General features: G+C 33.5%; 18 protein-coding genes. 12 read left to right on the top strand and 6 right to left on the bottom strand.

The features are described 5' to 3' along the window. Positions 1–2: 2 nt before the first annotated feature. Positions 3–1,472 carry a hybrid sensor histidine kinase/response regulator gene (locus tag BW939_RS09895; RefSeq protein ID WP_076451866.1) on the bottom strand — a complete coding sequence of 490 codons (1,470 nt, stop codon included), beginning with the start codon at positions 1,470–1,472 and terminating at the stop codon, positions 3–5. Positions 1,473–1,729: 257 nt separating this feature from the next. On the opposite strand from BW939_RS09895, the gene BW939_RS09890 reads away from it, so the two are divergent. The 3 genes from BW939_RS09890 (at position 1,730) to BW939_RS09880 (ending at position 6,923) form a co-directional block, all read left to right on the top strand. Then, positions 1,730–3,994 (top strand): hypothetical protein, encoded by a 2,265-nt coding sequence (locus tag BW939_RS09890; protein ID WP_076451865.1) that lies wholly within the window; start codon positions 1,730–1,732, stop codon positions 3,992–3,994. Positions 3,995–4,138: 144 nt separating this feature from the next. Further along, on the top strand, positions 4,139–4,375 hold the full coding sequence (locus BW939_RS09885; RefSeq protein WP_076451864.1) for a hypothetical protein: 237 nt from the start codon (positions 4,139–4,141) through the stop codon (positions 4,373–4,375). Between the two features lie 106 nt (positions 4,376–4,481). Continuing rightward, the gene (locus tag BW939_RS09880; RefSeq protein WP_076451863.1) at positions 4,482–6,923 is read left to right on the top strand and encodes a DUF5686 family protein; all 2,442 of its coding nucleotides are present in this window, start codon (positions 4,482–4,484) and stop codon (positions 6,921–6,923) included. 99 nt (positions 6,924–7,022) lie between these two features. Here the strand turns inward: BW939_RS09880 and folP are convergent, their stop codons facing one another. Further along, on the bottom strand, positions 7,023–7,796 hold the full coding sequence (folP, locus tag BW939_RS09875; RefSeq protein ID WP_105170194.1) for a dihydropteroate synthase: 774 nt from the start codon (positions 7,794–7,796) through the stop codon (positions 7,023–7,025). Between the two features lie 172 nt (positions 7,797–7,968). On the opposite strand from folP, the gene BW939_RS09870 reads away from it, so the two are divergent. The 4 genes from BW939_RS09870 (at position 7,969) to tpiA (ending at position 10,917) form a co-directional block, all read left to right on the top strand. Further along, entirely contained in the window at positions 7,969–8,535 is a 567-nt protein-coding gene (locus BW939_RS09870) for a DUF1599 domain-containing protein (protein WP_076451861.1), read from the top strand. Between the two features lies 1 nt (position 8,536). Beyond that, positions 8,537–9,649: a BT_3928 family protein gene (locus tag BW939_RS09865; RefSeq protein ID WP_076451860.1), complete on the top strand. Its 1,113-nt coding sequence runs from the start codon at positions 8,537–8,539 to the stop codon at positions 9,647–9,649. A 79-nt stretch (positions 9,650–9,728) separates the two neighbouring features. After that, the gene (locus BW939_RS09860; RefSeq protein WP_076451859.1) at positions 9,729–10,079 is read left to right on the top strand and encodes a TerB family tellurite resistance protein; all 351 of its coding nucleotides are present in this window, start codon (positions 9,729–9,731) and stop codon (positions 10,077–10,079) included. Positions 10,080–10,158: 79 nt separating this feature from the next. Next, entirely contained in the window at positions 10,159–10,917 is a 759-nt protein-coding gene (gene tpiA / locus BW939_RS09855) for a triose-phosphate isomerase (protein WP_076451858.1), read from the top strand. 257 nt (positions 10,918–11,174) lie between these two features. Here the strand turns inward: tpiA and clpP are convergent, their stop codons facing one another. The 4 genes from clpP to dnaG form a co-directional block, all read right to left on the bottom strand. Further along, entirely contained in the window at positions 11,175–11,861 is a 687-nt protein-coding gene (gene clpP / locus BW939_RS09850; protein ID WP_076451857.1) for an ATP-dependent Clp endopeptidase proteolytic subunit ClpP, read from the bottom strand. Positions 11,862–11,989: 128 nt separating this feature from the next. Continuing rightward, entirely contained in the window at positions 11,990–12,478 is a 489-nt protein-coding gene (locus BW939_RS09845; RefSeq protein ID WP_076451856.1) for a hypothetical protein, read from the bottom strand. Continuing rightward, a complete protein-coding gene (locus tag BW939_RS09840) occupies positions 12,471–12,956 on the bottom strand; it encodes a hypothetical protein (protein ID WP_076451855.1) in 486 nt (161 codons plus the stop codon). Before BW939_RS09840 ends, BW939_RS09845 begins: the two co-directional genes overlap by 8 nt. A 118-nt stretch (positions 12,957–13,074) precedes the next feature. After that, complete coding sequence (gene dnaG, locus BW939_RS09835) at positions 13,075–15,036, bottom strand: DNA primase (protein ID WP_076451854.1); 1,962 nt, start codon at positions 15,034–15,036, stop codon at positions 13,075–13,077. 158 nt (positions 15,037–15,194) lie between these two features. Here dnaG and tsaE point away from each other — a divergent pair, with 158 nt between their 5' ends. The 5 genes from tsaE to BW939_RS09810 all read left to right on the top strand — a co-directional run bounded on the left by tsaE (position 15,195) and on the right by BW939_RS09810 (position 18,719). After that, on the top strand, positions 15,195–15,602 hold the full coding sequence (gene tsaE / locus BW939_RS09830; RefSeq protein WP_076451901.1) for a tRNA (adenosine(37)-N6)-threonylcarbamoyltransferase complex ATPase subunit type 1 TsaE: 408 nt from the start codon (positions 15,195–15,197) through the stop codon (positions 15,600–15,602). A 71-nt stretch (positions 15,603–15,673) separates the two neighbouring features. Then, the gene (locus BW939_RS09825; protein ID WP_076451853.1) at positions 15,674–16,867 is read left to right on the top strand and encodes an alanine dehydrogenase; all 1,194 of its coding nucleotides are present in this window, start codon (positions 15,674–15,676) and stop codon (positions 16,865–16,867) included. Beyond that, the gene (locus tag BW939_RS09820) at positions 16,868–17,239 is read left to right on the top strand and encodes a hypothetical protein (RefSeq protein ID WP_076451852.1); all 372 of its coding nucleotides are present in this window, start codon (positions 16,868–16,870) and stop codon (positions 17,237–17,239) included. 21 nt (positions 17,240–17,260) lie between these two features. Beyond that, positions 17,261–18,031 carry a histidine kinase gene (locus tag BW939_RS09815; RefSeq protein WP_076451851.1) on the top strand — a complete coding sequence of 257 codons (771 nt, stop codon included), beginning with the start codon at positions 17,261–17,263 and terminating at the stop codon, positions 18,029–18,031. Then, positions 18,009–18,719 carry a LytR/AlgR family response regulator transcription factor gene (locus tag BW939_RS09810; protein WP_076451850.1) on the top strand — a complete coding sequence of 237 codons (711 nt, stop codon included), beginning with the start codon at positions 18,009–18,011 and terminating at the stop codon, positions 18,717–18,719. Before BW939_RS09815 ends, BW939_RS09810 begins: the two co-directional genes overlap by 23 nt. Positions 18,720–18,760 lie beyond the last annotated feature (41 nt).

Raw genomic sequence — 18,760 nt, 5'->3', positions numbered from 1 at the left:
TATTAGTTTAATGGAAGTGTAAAATAAAACGTGGAACCTTCATTTACAATACTTGAAAGGCCAATGCTTCCGTGGTGTTGTTTGATAATTTCTGAGCATATATATAAACCGATGCCCATTCCTTGAAATTGAAGAGAAGATTCTTCTACCCTGTAAAACTTCTTAAAAACAGCTTCTTGCTTAAAATCAGGAATACCGATTCCGAAATCTGTGATGCTTACTTTTACTTCTTCATCGTCTACAAAAGTCGTAATAATGATTTGATTGTTTTTGGGAGAATATTTTATAGCGTTGGTTAAAAAATTGATGATGACTTGCTCAATTCGTACTTCATCAAACGGAAATATCTGTTGTGGTCTTTTCCCATGCCAATCTATTTTCAATTGTATGTGATCATGCGTTTGAATAATTGTATCAATAGCATTTTGTATTACATTTTCAAGATTTCCAGGTTTTCGGTTGATTTTAAGCTTGCCATTATCAATTTTAGAAACATCAAGCAAATCGGTAATCAAATTATTGAGCTTTTCAATTTGATCCTGGGTTTTGTGTAAGTAGCTTGCTTCTGCTTGATCTTTGGGAAGTTTAAGTTTGCGGTCTAGAAGCTGGATGTAAGCTTTAATACTCGTAAGTGGAGTTTTGAGTTCATGACTCGCTATACTCAGAAACTCGTCCTTTTCCTTTTCTACTTTTTTCTGATCTTCAATATCGGTAAAAGTTCCCACCCAGTTTTTTATACTTTCTCCTTCGAAAACCGGAGACATTTTCAACAAATGATATCGAAATTCACCAGACTGCAATTTTTTTAATCTCGCTTCAAGCTCAAAAGGTTTCTTTTTGTTTCTAAACCTCTGAAATTCTTCATTAATATTAACATCGTCTGAATGGGTTTCTGGGAATTGTGTTTCAACGGATGAATAGTGGTACCATTTTCCATTAACAAAATCTACAATTCCGTCTTGGTTGAGAGTAAAGGCAATTTGCGGAAGCGCTTCAAGCATCAAATGAAAATGATCAATTTTCGATTTCATACTTACCTGCATTTCTTTTCGTCCCTTGATTTCTTTTTCCAAGCTTTGCTGGTTTTTCTTCATCGCAACACTTTGCTCTTGCAAATTATTGAATGTCTTTACTTTCAAAAGAAGAATTTCGGGATCTACAGGCTTTGTTACATAATCTCTACCACCGGATGCGTAGCCTTTGGTTATAAATCTTTTATCGGTATTTACTGCAGATAAAAATATGATAGGAATATCTTTAGTTTTGCTGTAACCAGCTAGAGTTTCTGCCACTTCAAAGCCATCCATATCTGGCATTTGAACGTCTAAAATAATGAGAGAATATGTTTTTTTTAATGCTTTTGTAAGCGCCTCTTCACCAGAAGCTGCAGTATCTACAGGAAAATCCTGAGATTGAAGCAATTTTTTCAGAGAGAAAAGATTATATTCATTATCATCTACAATTAAGATCATAGGGTATTAATTCTGATTGGGGTGTTGTGTGAAAATTCCTCAAAAATAAAGCTTAAATTCCAAAAAGGCTAATTTTTCTGCTTCGTGTGGTATCTTGTAGGATATGATTATAACGGTAACAAAAACCGTGCTGATGATAGGCTTTAAAAATCAATTTATTTTTAAAGATTTAAAAACACGAGATGTTTTAATTTAAATTTAGCATTTACAAATATGTAAATTAAACTTATATCATTATTTTTGAGCCTATTATTTTTATGAAAAAGTTTTTATCTTTTTTTCTTGTACTGTTGATGATTTTTGGTTTTTCACAATCAAAAAAAGGAACAGTTGATGCCAGAAATGAGCAAAAAAACACGGTAAATACAGATTCCATTCAAGAAATTGAAACGGTTGTACTAGATAACAAAAGCGATCCTCAAGCGCTGGAAATTTTAAGAAAAGTAGATTTACTGTACTTCTACAATTCGCCCAAAAGCTTAGACTCTTACAGCTATAAAGCATACGAAAAAGTATCACTGGATATAGACCAAGACAGTATTTCAAATTTTAAAGAAGTTTTTAATAAAAACATCAATTTATTTAAAAACAAAAAAAAAAGAGATTCGCTAAGTGAAATTTCTGTGAGACAGATTTTTGCAAAAAGTAAAATTTTCCTGTGGGAACGTGCTCAGGAATTTAAATTTTCAAAAAAATACGGCGAAAAAATAAACATTCTAGACAACAGAATATCGGGATTGAAGCAACCCATCAACGAATTGATTACATTGCAAAGCAACCGAAATAAAATTCCGCATCAGATTAAGCAAGAAAATCGTCGATTGTACAGGTTTTTTCTTACTGATACTATGGATATAGACGGCAGGCAAAATTTCGTCATCAACTTCAGAGAAGTAAGCTATAGAAAAGCGATTAAAAAGAAAAAATATACGGGAACAATCTACATAGATACCGAAACTTTTGGGATTAAAAAAATTGAAAACCATAGCAAAGAAAGTGACGAAAGTATTATTTCTAGCACTTGGAAATACTATAATCACAAATGGTTTTTATCCGACGAAAAAGTAAAGCTCAAAATGAGCAGAATGATACTGGAAGAAGACACTGAGAAAGATAACAACCCTGAAAAACCAAGTCCAAAAAAAATCAGAAAAAGCTTCGGAACTTATGCTTATCTCTCGGCTCAATATTTTGATTTTCACTCGCCAGTGGATCTAAACGCTCAAGAATTTAAAGGATACACATTCAGCATCAAAAATTCTGATGGAAGAACACTCGATTTCTACCGTACAGAACCATTGAACGACCGTGAAAAGCTTACCTACAAAACAATAGACAGCCTAGGAAAAATTTATAAAATAGACAGCAAAGCAAAATTTGCTACTGGATTAATTAACGGACAAATCAGAATAAAAAGTTTAGATTTTGATGTTGGTGAATTGGTGAACTATAATCTTTATGAAGGATTGAGACTTGGCATAAAAGCGAAAGTCAATGAAAATTACGATGCCTATATTTCACCAGATTATTATATCGCTTACGGATTCAAAGATGATTCTTGGAAGTATGGTTTGGGAATTGATTTTAAAACCACTTTAGAGAAAAACTCTTTTTTTAGGATAGAATACACAGATGACGTTTTTGCTTCAGGAGAATTTCATCGCAGACTCTGGAATTTTAAAATGCGAATGATGAACTACGGAAACAATATCAACAACGATAAATATTTTCATTATAAGGGTGTCTCAATTTCCTATTTAAATGATGTTTCCAACGGTTTAACGCTGGCATTTGCTGCAAGAAGAAATTTCGAAGAAGCTCGGTACGATTATAATTTCCGAAATGAAGGAGCTGGATTTAATAATTTTAATGGCCTTTTTACACTAAAATACTCTCCCAATTCTACGAATATTATGACACCGCAGGGAAAATCTATTGTTGATCAAAGAAATCCTGAGCTTTATTTCAATTTTGAGAAAAGTTTCAATGCTTTCGGTGGAGACTTTAATTATACCCGATTTGATGCACTTTTCATTCATAATTTTAAAACTTTAATAGGAACAACTGGTTTCAGACTGTACGGAGGAATGGTTTTCGGCGACGCTCCCATCTGGAAAAACTTTACAATGAACGGAATGGCTTCCAACAGCCGTGATCTTAATTTCAACCTTACTTCTTTTCTCGGTTTTGCCACTTTAGAAGGCGGAAAGTACTATAACGACAGATTTCTTGCCTACTACTTTACCCATCAGCTTCCTTGGTATTTTAAAAGTTTTGGCCAAAATGTTTCTAGTGTAGATCTTGTGTTACGAGGAACCATAGGCGATATGAAAAGACCTCAAAATCATCAGTTTGAATTTCAAAAACTCGACAAACTGTACCAAGAAGTTGGCCTTGAGTGGAATAATTTCCTATCAAGTTATTTCAATCTTGGACTTTTTTACCGTGTTGGCTATTATACAACAGGAAATTTTAAAGAAAATTTTGCCCTTCAGTTTAAGCTGAAATTACTTCATTTCTAAACTAGATACTATCTAAAGCAAAACCCTTATAAGCAAATTTAGTGGAGCAATGGGTATAGTTCCTGAAGAGTGTAGCTCGTAATGAGCGTCTGTGTAAATATTTTCATCAGATTTTTTTTAGCTTTGCAATTAATAAAATTTAAAATGAAAACAATAGAAATAAAAGCCGATCAATTTTTTGAAATACTTAAATTGAGAGGGGCGTCTATGTGGGAAATCTTTTCACAAATGATTGATGGTGAAGAAAAAGAGATCATCTTTCTCACTGAAGAAAATGCTGTTCTTTTCAATTACATCTTGCCTTCTGATAAAGAAAAATTAGAGAAAGACAAGCAAGAATTTTCAAAACAATTTTCAGAAAAAATTTCAGAACTTAATTAAAAATCTGTTTACAAATAAACCTGCATCGTTCTTGGCACTGTTTTTTCTATGGGAAAAGATAATTCTTATCTAAAGACCAATCATTTAAACATCGTCAAAAATAATTATGCAAAAAGTCTACCTCATCTTATTCGCACTGGTTTCTGCTGCGTCTTTTTCTCAGTCGAAAATTATAGTAAAAAATGCCGAAAACCAAAACCCAATTTCAGGAGCATCTGTAAAGTGTGACAATAAAATTTTAGGCAAAACCAACATTTTGGGAGTGCTTGAGTTTAAATCCAAATGCAAAAAAGTAGATATATCGGCTCCCGGATTTTACAATGATGATGCCGTTGTAGATAAAATGATGGAGGTTATCTTAAGCAAAGAAGACCCAAAAACAAAAAACATACAGACAGTTTTACTTTCAGACAAAAGTGACCCAAGAGCATTGGAAATCCTTAGAAAAGTAAATGACAATTACGATCAAAACTCTCCTAAAAGTCTGCAATCTTATTCATTCAAATCGTATGAGAAAATTTCTCTGGATCTTGACGAAGACAGCATAAAAGCCTACAATTCTTTTGTAGAAAACAGGATAGACTCTATTAAAAATTTGCCTCAAAGAGAAATGAAGGCTGAAGAAAAAAAAGACTCGCTAGAATCTGTGAATATTATGAAACTCATGGGAACTAGCAAAATGTTTTTGTGGGAGAGAGCTTCAGAATTTATTTATTCAGACCAAAGTGGAGAAAAAATAAATATTCTAGATAATAAAATCTCTGGAATGAAAGAGCCAATCTACGAATTGATTGCTTTCCGCTCTAACAGAAGCGACGTTCCGAAAGAAATAAAAGAAGAAAATAGAAATCTTTACCGCTTTTTCCTTACAGATTCTATTGAGATTGACGGAAGACAAAACTACGTCATCAGGTTTCGTGAAGTTGGTTATAAAAAAATTCAAAATAATAGAAAATTCAACGGATACTTATATGTAGACAAAGAATCTTATGCCTTAAAAAAAATTGAAAGCAATTCTAAAGTGAAAACTGACGGAAGCATTACCAGCATCTGGAAACCGATTGATGGTAAGTGGTTTTTGGTAAAAGAAAATTATAAACTCAAAATGGGTTCAGCTGCTTTTAATCTTGATGGAAGTAAAGACGAAAAAGAAAGAGAAGAAAATAAAAAACTTAAAAAGAAATTCGGAACTTATGCCTTCGCTACTGCGGATTACTTTGATTTCAAGAGCAATCCTGAAACAGACCCCAAAAACTTTAAAGGATACAGTATAAACATCAAAAACACCGATGGAAGCACAATAAACCAATACAGAACAGAAGAACTTTCTGAACGTGATGCCACTACTTACACCAAAATCGACAGCTTGAGTAACAAATACAAACTCAACCAAAAAGCAAAAGCGCTTGCCGGACTTATACGTGGGAAACTACGTTTGGGAATGGTTGATTTTGATCTTTCAAAAATAATTGGATATAATAAATACGAGCACTTCAGATTGGGAGCTGGCGCAAAACTAAATGAAAGATTCAACAAATACATCTCTCCCGATGCTTATTTCGCATACGGAATTTATGATAAAGATTTCAAATTTGGTGCAGGTGTAGACATCAGAACAACACTTGAAAAAAATTCTTATTTCAGAGTTGAATATTTTGACGACGTCATGGCTGCAGGAAGATTTTCAGAAAATCTTTGGAATTTCAGAATGAAACTTATGAATTCTGGAGTAGCAATCAACAATAATATATTTAATGGATACAGAGGATTTAAAGTAAGCTATGAAAACGACCTTACCAACGGACTTACATTAAGTATTTCAGCAAAAAAAACCACAGAAGAAGCACTTTTCGATTATAATTTTAAAAATCTTGGAAAAGAATTTGACATCTCCTCCACCACAATCACTTTAAAATACTCTCCGAACTCAAAAAACATTATGACTTCACAAGGAAAGTACACTTATGATCAGCAATTTCCGGAGTTTTATTTTAATTATGAGCAAGGATACAAAACATTAGGTGGAGATCTTAATTTTAGTAGAATTGACGCACTCATTTCACATAATTTCAAAACAAAAATTGGGGTTACGGGCGTTCGTCTTTACGGAGGATTAATCACCGGTGAGGCACCAATATGGAAAAACTTTAGCATGAACGGACTTGGAAATAGCAAAGCAGGTTTCAACTTCAACTTAACTTCTTACCTTGGTTTTGCTACAATGCAAGGTGGGCAATATTATAGCGATAAATTTGTAGGCACCTATATCACGCATAGAATTCCGTGGTATTTTAAAAGTATCGGCAAAAACGTTTCAAGTTTTGATTTGATTTATCGTGGAATCATCGGTGATATGAAAAACCCAGAATTTCATCAATTTGAATTTCAAAACCTTAATCACTTATATAACGAAGTTGGTTTAGAATGGAATAATTTCCTCTCATCACAATTCAATTTAGGATTCTTTTACCGTGTAGGACATTATAATACGCCAGGTTTTAAAGATAATTTTGCCGTGCAGTTTAAATTTAAAATTTTAGGATTCTAAATATGAGGATTAAAAATTGCTAATAAACAATGAACATTTCACAATAGTAAATAACCAATAAAAACCTTTCAGAATTTTGATTTTGAAAGGTTTTTTTTGCTATTTTTCATTTGTTAAAAAATCACTAATGGTTTTTTTTGCTTCTGCAACATCGTGCACACGAAGTATTTTTGCACCTTTTTTCAAAACCTGCAGATGCTTTTTTTGAGTCTCTTCATTAATGTCTAATGGAGATTTCCCTAAAGGTTTATAAATAAAAGATTTTCTGGAAATCCCTATGAGCAAAGGATATTTATTAAAACCTAAATACTCTACTTCATCAATCATTTTCATTTGATCTTCAACTGTTTTCCCGAAACCAAACCCTGGATCTAGGATGATATCTTTTACACCAAAACTGAGCAATTCTGCAGTTTTTTTAGAAAAATATTGATTAATAGAAAATATAACATCCTGAAATTTAATCTGATCATGCATGGTTTCGTAAGATGAATTAACGTGCATCAAGATATACGGAAGTTTAGTTTCCGCAACGATTGTAAACATTTCAGAATCAAATTGCCCACCTGAAATATCGTTGACGATGTCTATTCCTTCATCAAAACCAAACTTTACCGTTTCAGCATAAAATGTATCCAATGAAATCAGTGTTTCAGGAAATTCTTTTTTAATGAAAGAAATAATTTTTCCGAGACGTTTTATCTCTTCTTCCGAACTTAGGAATTCAGCATTCGGCCGAGTAGATTGTGGCCCGATATCGATGATTTCTGCACCTTCCTTCACTAATTTCTCTGCATGATTTAAAGCTGATATTTCACTGTTAAATTTCCCACCATCTGAAAAAGAATCTGGAGTAAGATTGAGAATTCCCATGATTTTTGGAGAATTTAAATCAACAAATTTTCCATTGCAATTAAGAGAGTAATGATTCAGAGATAACGATTGATTTTGCATTATACAAAAATACTAACTTCTGTTTAAAAAAATAAGTTGTGATTCCTATACCTAAAACCTATTTTGTATCTTTGAAAGATTAAGCAAATTTATGTCAAAAACTTCACAACAGTACGGTACAATCATCAATGAATGCCGTGATCTTTTCAGCAAAAAAATGCAAGATTATGGTGCAGCATGGAGGGTTTTACGACCAAGTTCTATTACCGATCAGATTTACATTAAAGTAAGTAGAATCCGCACGCTACAAATGACAGACATCAAGATGATAGACGAAAGTGAGGAAGGAGAATTTATTGCCATTGTAAACTATTCTATTATCGCATTGATTCAGTTGGAGAAAGGTCTTTCGAATGATTTTAATGAAAATAAAGAAGATATTTTAAACCTATACGATAGATATGCTACAGAAGCCCAAGCTTTAATGGAAAAGAAAAACCATGATTATGGTGAAGCTTGGAGAGATATGAGAATTTCTTCTATCACTGATTTAATTTATCAAAAAGTTTTAAGAACCAAGCAAATTGAAGACAATCAAGGAAAAACGATTGTTTCTGAAGGTTTGGATGCCAATTATTTTGATATGCTGAACTATGCCGTTTTCTGCCTGATAAAATTCGCCGAAAAAGAACAAAAATTTGAACCCAAAACTATTTAATATGATTAAAGGTTTATTACGTATCGTCATTGCTCTCATCTTTATTCTATCAGGATTTGTGAAAGCCGTAGATTTAGTTGGTTTTTCATTTAAAATGGAGGAATATTTTTCGCCTCCGGTTTTCAATATGCCATTTTTAGAAAAATTTGCTTTACTTTTTTCTATAATAATGGTAGTTTTAGAACTTTGGCTAGGCTTGATGCTTTTATTAAAGCTTAAAATAAAATTTACCCTTTCAGCACTCATCACACTTTGTGTCTTCTTTGGGTTTCTTACTTTTTACTCAGCCTATTTCAATGTAGTAACCGATTGTGGATGTTTTGGAGATGCTATTAAATTTACCCCTTGGCAAAGTTTCATCAAAGACATCGTACTTTTGGTCGGTTTGGTTCTTGTTTTTATCTTGTACAGAAATGAATTCAAAAAAACAGACCAATACACTTTTAATGAAACCAAAAGACCGTACGCCAGCATCAAATATACTATCCTCGGAATTTGCTCTATCATCTTGATTTACGTGATGACAGTGGGAATTGTGAGCGAACCAATGATTGATTTCAGAGACTATAAAATAGGGACTGATTTGCTAGCCGAAAAGAAAAAAATTGCAGCCAGCCCATCTGAGTACAAGACTTTTTACTCTATGAAAAACTCAAAAACAAATGAGGTAAGAAAGGTAAACCAAGATGACTACATCAACAAAACAGAATACTGGGCAGAAGGTTCGCCTTGGAAAATTGAAGAAGGTAAAAATGAATCTATTCTCATAAAACAAGGCTATAAATCTGAAATTGCGAAATTTAAAATAGAAGATACTACAGGAACAGATATGACTCAGGAAATCATCAATGCACCAAGGGCAGTTCTTGTTTTTTCTTATCATCCGCAAGATGTTTCGCCAGAACTACTACAACAAATTGAAGCGAAAGTAAATGCTGACAAAACTGCAGTTACTTACGGCGTTTCTACCATCCCTACAACATTCAAAATATTAAAAAATGCAATGATGGATGCCACAGCTATAAAAACAGTTGCTAGAAGTAACCCTTATGTTTTAACCCTAGAAAAAGGAAAAATTGTAGACAAACAACCTGCAAAATATTACATCAAATAGTGAATTTTTAATTCCAAAACTAAAGATTGTCTAAAATTTGAATAGTGAACCTTAAATCTTGAATTAATCTAATTATAATATGCAAAAATCTAACAAATCAATAGCCGGATATCACTTATTGATGATTCTTTCATCTGTGGACGGCGAATTTGCTCCGGAAGAAGGGATGCTTGTGCAGCGATATTTGGCTGAAGAATTTCCTTTTAAAATGAATTTAGATAACGAATTGGAAACCATCGCATTACTACAACCTGAAGAATGGAAAGATCATTTTGAATTTCACGGACGGTGTTTCTTAGAAGATTCTACAGAAGCAGAGCGTCTAAGCTTCATTAAGTTTGCTAAAACTTTAATCAAAGCTGATGATGTGGTGACTGATGAGGAACATACTTTCTATGTACTTTTAAAAAACCTTTGGAATATAAAATAAAGAAACTGAAATTTAGAAATTAGATTTTGGTCTAATATCTAAATTCTAACATCTAACATCTAAAAATAAAAAATAAACTATGAGACGAAAAATAGTTGCAGGAAACTGGAAAATGAACAAAAATGTAATCGACGCACAAAAACTAATGACAGAATTGCGTGATTATAAAAACAATAATACAACCAACTGTGAGGTTTGGATTGCTCCACCGGCTATGTACTTAATGATGGCAAAAGACATCTTTGAAAAAGACGAAATCGGAGTTTTTTCTCAAGACATGAGCGAATTTGAAAGTGGCGCTTATACAGGTGAGCTTTCTGCTGATATGCTGGAGTCTATAGATGCTACTGGTTCTTTAATCGGCCATTCTGAAAGAAGACAATACCACGGTGAGAACGACGAAAGCTGTAATAAAAAAGTAAAATTAGCTTTAGATAAAGGTTTAATTCCTGTTTACTGCAATGGTGAAACTCTTGAACAAAGAAAAGCAGGACAACATTTGGACGTTGTAAAAACTCAAACTGAAACTGCTCTTTTCACACTTTCTGCTGAAGAAATTAAGAAAGTAGTAATTGCTTACGAACCCGTTTGGGCTATCGGGACTGGTGAAACAGCTTCTCCTGAGCAGGCTCAGGAAATTCATGCTCACATCAGAGGGATTATCGCACAAAAGTACGGACAAGAGGTGGCTGATGAAGTTTCTATTCTTTACGGTGGTTCCGTAAAACCAGATAATGCGAAAGAAATTTTCTCTCAACCAGACATCGACGGTGGATTGATTGGAGGTGCCGCCTTGAAAATAGAAGATTTTTCTAAAATTATTGAAGGTTTTAATTAATCTGAAAATAAGCTTATTTAAAAATTCAAATATTCGTAATTAATCATCACTTAAAATCTGCTCAAGCTTTTATAAGCGATTGCGGCTTTGTGTAGAAAAAAGAAAACTTTAGTAGAAAAACTTTGTGAACTTTCTGTTCAAAATTTCACACTACGATTAAAATCGAATAATCATATTTTAAAATAAAAAAAGGGATATAATACAAAATTATATCCCTTTTTTATTGATTTGTTAATTATCAAATTAGCATTTTATAATTATTTCTCTTTTTTAGCTCTTTGCAAAACCTCATCTACCATTCCAAATTCTTTAGCTTCGGTAGAAGTCATCCAGTAATCTCTGTCTGACGCTTTTTCTACCCATTCGTAGGTCTGCCCAGAATGTTCAGAAATAATGTCGTACAATTCTTTTTTAAGCTTCAGCATCTCTCTCAAATTGATTTCCATATCAGAAGCTACACCTTGCGCTCCACCACTTGGCTGGTGAATCATTACTCTAGAATGCTTTAATGCAGAACGTTTTCCTTTTTCTCCTGCTACCAACAACACAGCTCCCATTGAAGCTGCAATTCCGGTACAGATGGTTGCAACGTCTGGTTTAATGATTTGCATTGTGTCATAAATTCCCAAACCTGCATAAACACTTCCTCCAGGAGAATTGATGTAAATCTGAATATCTTTAGCAGAATCTGAGCTTTCTAAGAACAAAAGCTGAGCCGTCACGATATTCGCAACCTGATCGTCTATACCAGTTCCAAGGAAAATAATCCTGTCCATCATCAAACGCGAGAAAACATCCATTTGCGCTACGTTCAATCTTCTTTCTTCCATGATATACGGCGTAAGGTTGGTAGGCCCATACATTCCCATATATTGATCGGTCGCAAGACCGCTGTTTCCTAAGTGTTTTACAGAGAAGTCTCTGAATTCTTTTTTAATATCCATAGGTAATTAAATTATCTTTTCTTTTGAGTGACTAATTTCGTTCCAAACAAATGTAAGGACATTATGGCAGAAAGATGAAATTTTAAGTGAAATTTTATGAAGAAAAAATTATTCTTTTGATTCTCAAATCACCTTTTTTTATAAGCCTTTTCTGTGTTGACTTTGATTTCGTTTATAAAATTATTCTCCTTAAAATCATTGTCAGATTTCTCTGTCTTTATAAAAACTCCATTGTCATAAAACTGTTTTGTAGACTTTTTTGTTTTCACAAAAATAATGTCACTCGTATTTTTTGATCTTTCAGAAGTTTCATAACACTGTGATCTTTCAATCTTCAGAATCAGAGAATCACTTTTTAAATCAAACGCATACATTTCTTCGCTGTCACAAAGCTCTCCATTAGATTTAATGATTAAATACTTCAGTTTTCCATTTATAAAATAAGATTGCTGAGGCAATAGATCATCATGATTAAAATCAAATTCCTCTGCTTTGTATTTTTTTATGGAATCTTTGAAATCACTTTTAAAATCAGAAAAAAGAATGTCATTTTTATTGCCACAACTGTACATCGAAAAGGCAAAAATAAATACAAAAATTTGTTTTAATTTAATCATACCAATACAACTTTTTAATCGGAAATCCGGCTTTAGCAAATGCTTTTACCAGATTATCACCAATATACTCATTGTTATTGAAATGCATGTAGGTAAAAAAAATACCGTTATTGGTGCCGCGGGTCTGCTGGTTATTATTTTTGTCAACACTTTTAGAATTAATCTGCACCTCTCCACCATCAGAATTCATGATAGTATTAATGTCTTTCCCAATACTTGATATTTTTGAAAGATGCACTTCCTGTCTCTCAGTATAAGTACGAAAACCATTTTGCTTCTTGATTTCTACGCTCAGAATTCTATTTTTATCAATTGAAAATTCTTTTGTCAGTGTCAACGTATCCCCATCAAAATCAGGATGCTGGAATTGATTTTTAATTTCCTTTTTGAGTTCATCATTGAGGATTTTTACAATTTCTTTTTCTTGTGAAAAACAGAATATGCTGATGAAAAAACATAGACTTAAGATTAGCTTCATGGTTATTAGTTTTAATTAAAAGATTTAATTTACTAAAAACGAAACAAATGCAGAGATATTACTTTAAGAAAAAAATAAATGAAAATGACTTCTTTTTTTCAAAAAAAATCTTTAATTATCAAACTTTTGTAATTGGCGACCACTCTAGTTTTGTAGCCAACTGTCTAGAAAACTCTGTAAGCATCATTATTTTTTTTATAGAATCAAAATAAGTTACAGGATCATTTTCACGATGATTTTCTAAATCTGCGGTCAGTTTTCTGATAAGAAGATGAATGTAATAATATTTGTGAATCAGTATATTTGCTTCTACTTCGGCACCAAGATGATCGCCCATAACGGGTGGGAAAATATTACGAGTCGACCAGTCGCTCAATTCGTCTGGCGAAAGAAGAGCGTCGGCAACCTTCAGCGTAATGTCTTCATCCATTAAAGTGATAAAGAAATTTCCTGCGCGTATCTCCTCGTTTTCAATCCCTTCTTTAATATTTTCTATGATTTTTTGATTAGTAGGAATTTGAAATTCATAATTTTCATCTTCAAAATGATGCAGAATCTCCTCAATTACAGTAATCTCATATTTCTCCATATTGGCATCTAGTCTTTCCAAAACCATATCGCCAAACATCAGCATCGTATCAATAAGTTTATTTTCCTGATGAATAATATTAAACTGAACAGAATCCTCCAATTCTGTTTGCTTGGGAACAATCTCCAATTTCGTTGGTTTCGGCTGTTCTTTTGGCTGATGTTGGGTTTGGTTTTGCGTAATCTGCTTCTGGATATCCAGCTCATTGAAAAGACTCTGTTCAGAAAGTCCAAATTTATTCGAAACTTCTTTCAAATAAACCTCTTTTTTCAAAGCATTCTGAACAAACGAAACCGATTTCACAATGTTTCTGATGGCTTCAGCTTTCTTTATAGGATCTGTGCCGGCATCTTTAAGAAGAATTTCCGCTTTAAAATCAATGAAATCTGTAGCCTCGTTTTCAATAAATTTTTCTACATATTCCTGAGGATGTTTTCTTGCGAAAGAATCGGGATCGTCGCCTTCCGGAAAAAGCAAAACACGAATGTTCATACCTTCTGCCAAAAGCATATCTATACTTCTGAAGCTTGCTTTTATTCCCGCGTTATCGCCATCAAACAAAATCGTTACGTTTTCAGTAAGTCTTTTGATGAGTTTAATTTGCTCCGTCGTAAGAGAAGTTCCAGAGCTCGCCACCACATTTTCTATTCCCGAAAGATGCAAGGAGATAACATCCATATAACCTTCTACCAAAAGACAGATATTTTTCCTAGAAATCGCTTGTTTACCTTGGTTTAAACCATAAAGAACATTCGATTTGTGATAAATCTCGGTCTCTGGAGAGTTGAGATATTTGGCAGTTTTAATATTATTTCTGAGAATTCTGGCACCAAAACCCAAAACCCTTCCCGAAAAACTATGAATTGGGAACATCACTCGCTCACGGAAACGGTCTATTCCTGCTGGGGAATTTTCAGGAAAAATAGAAAGCCCAGATTTCTCTAAAATTTCTTTTGAATACCCTTTATTTAAAGCAAACTCTGTAAATGAATTTTTCTTTTCGGGAGAATATCCCAACTGAAATTTTTTGATGATATCATCCTTCAGCTCGCGCTCTCGGAAATAAGACAAACCTATAGACCTTCCTTCCTCATTTTCCCACAAAATATTCTGGAAATAGTCATTGGCAATCTCATGTATTTTATAAAGAACATCTCTTTCAGTCTGTGCAATTTTCGCTTCCTCAGAGAATTCCTGGCGGTCTTCTTCTATTTCTATTGCATATTTTTTGGCAGCATAACGAAGTGCTTCAGGATAAGTGAAGTTTTCAATTTCCATTAAAAAAGAAATCGCTGTACCGCCTTTCCCTGTTGAGAAATCTTTCCAGATCTGCTTGCTCGGAGAAACTACAAAACTGGGTGATTTTTCTTCATGAAACGGACTCAAACCTTTAAAGTTTGATCCCGCTCTTTTCAGTTGCACATACTCGCCCACAATCTCTTCTACCCGGATTGTGGAAAATATCTTGTCTATCGTTTGCTTGGAAATCATTTAGGCAAAAATAGGCAAATTTAAGTTGTATTTTTATAATCAAATCTAATTCTGTAAACACTTAAAAATGATTAAATTTTCAAAGCTTTAAGTATTCCTGAATGAAAAGTTTTGAAAGAGCAAAACGTTTGCTAATTTTACAGCCTCAAATAAACTACATGCATTTCGAGATCAGAAAATTAGAACAATGGCAGGATGTGGCCGCCGAAATTTTGCCACAATTGAAGCACAATATTCTTTTATTAAAAGGAAATTTAGGCGCAGGGAAAACCACATTTACACAAATCTTAATGAAAAATTTGGGCAGTGAAGACGAGGTCAACTCTCCCACTTACTCTATTGTGAATGAATACGATTCTCCTAAAGGAAAAGTATTTCACTTTGATTTGTACCGTTTAAAAAACATTGAAGAAGTGTATGACATTGGCATTGAAGAATATCTAGACAACTCTTTTCTTTGCATTATAGAATGGCCTGAAGTGTATGAAGAAGAACTTCACGGACTTGGCTTTCATACCATGAATATTGAAAATAACGGCGAGACAAGAGAAATTGAATTCGAATAAATATTCTGTATATTTGCCTTGTGAAACCGACTGATTTTTAATTTTTTGTCAGTCAAAATCCATCCCGAAAAATGAGCACCACCAATATTTTTACTCCGTTTACAGAAGAAGATCTGATGCCTAAAGAAGAAAAACTTGAGGTCATCAAAAAAGGTAAACAGTTTAGTATAGGAATTCCCAAAGAAACTTGCCTCAACGAAAGGCGTACTTGCATTACCCCAGATGCGGTACAGGTTTTGGTAGAACACGGCCACGAAATCATTATAGAAGCTGGTGCCGGACAAGGATCTTTTTTTACCGATCTTCAATACTCTGAATCTGGAGCAAGAATTACCAACGATGCGAAAGAGGCTTTTGGGCAAGATTTAGTATTAAAAATAAATCCGCCAACTGACGAAGAAATCGAGTACTTAAAACCTAATACTTATTTGGTTTCAGCATTACAGATTAACCTTAGAGACAAAGATTATTTCTGCAGACTTGCGGAGAAAAAAATAAATGCCATTGCTTTTGAATTTATCTCAGACGAATACAAACAATTGGCTCTTGTAAGATTAATTGGCGAAATTGCGGGTACGGTTTCTATTTTATATGCCTCAGAACTTTTAGCGCTTTCAAACGGTTTGATGCTTGGCGGAATTACTGGTGTAAGACCAGCAGAAGTAGTCATTATAGGAGCTGGAATTGTAGGAGAATTTGCAACAAAAGCCGCTATAGGACTGGGAGCCAGCGTTAGGGTTTTCGACAACTCACTATCAAAACTAAGAAGACTTCACACGTTGGTTGACAGCAGAGTGCCAACGTCAATCATAGATCCGAAAGAACTTAAAAAAGCATTGAGACGTGCAGATGTAGTAATCGGGGCATTACCGAGAATGAATATGATGCCAATTGTGACCGAAGAAATGGTGGCAAACATGAAAAAAGGAACTGTTATAATAGATATTACCATCGATAACGGAAAAGTAATAGAAACATCTGAGCTTACTACAATGGATGATCCTTATATCATAAAACACGGCGTTATTCACTGTGGATTACCGAATCTTACCTCAAAAATGCCGCGTACAACAACCAAAGCTATCTCTAATTTTTTCTTGTCTTATATCTTAAATTATGATGAAGAAGGTGGTTTTGAAAATATGCTTCACAAAAGAAACGAAATGAAACAGAGCCTTTATATGTACAAAGGTAGACATACAAAAAAAGTGATTTGCGACCGTTTTGGGCTTACTTATCATGATATCAATCTTTTACTTTTCTAAATGAAAAAAATAAAATTTTTCACAATCGGGCTTCTTCCCGGTTTTATCATCGTATTTTTTGTTTTAAATGCCAAAGGTGCAAGCTGTAGCGGTTATTTGCCCAACAGCCGCGTCATTGCCGAAACACTTTCTAAAGAATTTCAATATTCCGATAACTTTAAAGCTGAAATGATGGCTTTAAAAGTGGAAGAAAAATTTCTAAAAGACAGTATCATTACTCTAGGAAAAATAGATTTTGACCGCAGCAATACGCAGAAAAAACCCTGCCCAAGCTACTTACTGACCTATCCTGAGAAAAATCCTAAGTTTGAGATTACTTTTGAAAAATGTGCAGAAAAAGCAGTTTTGAATTCTTTGAAAAAGCTTAAATAGACTGTTTAAATATCCTCCAGAATGGAAGACAATCTCTACTTGATTCAAGACTATCTGATTTTTATTGTAGTTTTTATCCTATTTTTATTTTTGAGTTTAAGTATTTATCTTTTTGGCCGAAATCAGCATTTAAAGAATAAAAACATCAAGCTTTCTGAAAGCAATAAACTCATTCAAAATAGACTGAATGAAGTACAATTAGAACACATCGGAACGAAGCTGAATCCTCATTTATTTAAAAACATTCTGAATTCTGTACAGTCTCACGCCTACCAAACCTATATGTCACTCGATAAACTGGCGAATGTCTTAGACTATATTCTCTATGAAAGCAATAACAAATTTGTGAGTCCGAAAGAGGAATTGAGTTTTGCTATAAGCCTCATCGAAATCAATAAAATAAAGGTGAACCCGCTTTTTGATTTCAGAATTAAATCTAAAATTGATAAATCTGATTCTGTTTTTGAGGAAAAAGTTTTTGCCCCGCTTATTTCTGTTGATTTAATTGAAAATGCCTTTAAACATACCGATTTTCTAGCACAAGATTCATTTATTTCTATTCAAATGGAGCTTAATGGCGGAATATTTTCTATGAAAGTAAGCAATAAAGCTTCTTTGAAAACCATTCTTCATAAAGACCACAGCGGGTTCGGAAGTCAGTCTCTAGATCAGAGATTGAAAATGATTTATAATAATTTTTACACCCTTCAGAAAAATTCAAAAAACGGTGTCTTCACGGCAGAATTAACAATCAATTTAGGCAAATTCTATGATAAAATGCGTTATTCTTGATGATGAATTGCTGGCAATAAGCTACCTAAAACTCTTGTGCGAACAAATAGAAGATGTAGAAGTGGTAAAGGCTTTTAATGACCCTAAAATCTTCCTGAGCGAAATAGAAAACATAGACTGCAATCTCTGTATTTTGGATATTGAAATGACAGGAATGACAGGTTTACAGGTTGCCGAGCTTATCTCAGGTTCCAAAAAAATTATTTTTACGACAGCCTATAAAGAATACGCAGCCGAAGCCTATGATTTGAATGTGGTGGATTATGTAAGAAAACCAATTAAAATTGAAAGACTGATACAGGCATTCGAAAAAGCTAAAATTATTTTAACAAAAACTCACAAAAAAGAATTCATAGAATGGAATACCAACATCGGTAAATCTACAATATTCACTGAACAGATTTCTTACATCAAAACCTCCGAAATCGACAGCCGCGATAAAGATATTATACTGAAAGACGGAACGGTAATTGTCCTTAAAAACCTCAATTTCAAATCTCTTTTGGAAATGCTTCCGCCGAAAGATTTTGCACAAGTCAACAAAAAAGAAATCATTGCTTTGTCTTCTGTAAAAGTTTTATCTACCAACGAAATTATCACGACTATTTCTACAGGATCAGATCATTTTTTGAAGCTGCAAATTGGCGAAACTTACCGAAATTCTATAATGGAAATGTTTGGGAAATAGCGTGTGAAAGATTTTATCACTGTCTGCTTTTCATAATAATC

Source organism: Chryseobacterium piscicola (assembly GCF_900156685.1).
In the GTDB taxonomy this organism is placed as follows: Bacteria; Bacteroidota; Bacteroidia; order Flavobacteriales; family Weeksellaceae; genus Chryseobacterium; species Chryseobacterium piscicola.
The sequence above is the reverse complement of the archived record's forward strand: the minus strand, read 5'-3'. Positions and strand labels throughout refer to the sequence as shown.

Excerpts from the sequence above, each read along its gene's own strand:
- BW939_RS09810 (WP_076451850.1), top strand. The coding sequence starts at position 18,009 with ATGATAAAATGCGTTATTCTTGATGATGAATTGCTGGCAATAAGCTAC.
- BW939_RS09840 (WP_076451855.1), bottom strand. The coding sequence starts at position 12,956 with ATGAAGCTAATCTTAAGTCTATGTTTTTTCATCAGCATATTCTGTTTT.
- BW939_RS09865 (WP_076451860.1), top strand. The coding sequence starts at position 8,537 with ATGATTAAAGGTTTATTACGTATCGTCATTGCTCTCATCTTTATTCTA.
- dnaG (WP_076451854.1), bottom strand. The coding sequence starts at position 15,036 with ATGATTTCCAAGCAAACGATAGACAAGATATTTTCCACAATCCGGGTA.
- clpP (WP_076451857.1), bottom strand. The coding sequence starts at position 11,861 with ATGGATATTAAAAAAGAATTCAGAGACTTCTCTGTAAAACACTTAGGA.
- BW939_RS09880 (WP_076451863.1), top strand. The coding sequence starts at position 4,482 with ATGCAAAAAGTCTACCTCATCTTATTCGCACTGGTTTCTGCTGCGTCT.
- folP (WP_105170194.1), bottom strand. The coding sequence starts at position 7,796 with ATGGGAATTCTCAATCTTACTCCAGATTCTTTTTCAGATGGTGGGAAA.
- BW939_RS09825 (WP_076451853.1), top strand. The coding sequence starts at position 15,674 with ATGAGCACCACCAATATTTTTACTCCGTTTACAGAAGAAGATCTGATG.
- BW939_RS09895 (WP_076451866.1), bottom strand. The coding sequence starts at position 1,472 with ATGATCTTAATTGTAGATGATAATGAATATAATCTTTTCTCTCTGAAA.
- BW939_RS09860 (WP_076451859.1), top strand. The coding sequence starts at position 9,729 with ATGCAAAAATCTAACAAATCAATAGCCGGATATCACTTATTGATGATT.
- BW939_RS09845 (WP_076451856.1), bottom strand. The coding sequence starts at position 12,478 with ATGATTAAATTAAAACAAATTTTTGTATTTATTTTTGCCTTTTCGATG.
- BW939_RS09820 (WP_076451852.1), top strand. The coding sequence starts at position 16,868 with ATGAAAAAAATAAAATTTTTCACAATCGGGCTTCTTCCCGGTTTTATC.
- tpiA (WP_076451858.1), top strand. The coding sequence starts at position 10,159 with ATGAGACGAAAAATAGTTGCAGGAAACTGGAAAATGAACAAAAATGTA.
- BW939_RS09890 (WP_076451865.1), top strand. The coding sequence starts at position 1,730 with ATGAAAAAGTTTTTATCTTTTTTTCTTGTACTGTTGATGATTTTTGGT.
- BW939_RS09815 (WP_076451851.1), top strand. The coding sequence starts at position 17,261 with ATGGAAGACAATCTCTACTTGATTCAAGACTATCTGATTTTTATTGTA.
- tsaE (WP_076451901.1), top strand. The coding sequence starts at position 15,195 with ATGCATTTCGAGATCAGAAAATTAGAACAATGGCAGGATGTGGCCGCC.
- BW939_RS09870 (WP_076451861.1), top strand. The coding sequence starts at position 7,969 with ATGTCAAAAACTTCACAACAGTACGGTACAATCATCAATGAATGCCGT.
- BW939_RS09885 (WP_076451864.1), top strand. The coding sequence starts at position 4,139 with ATGAAAACAATAGAAATAAAAGCCGATCAATTTTTTGAAATACTTAAA.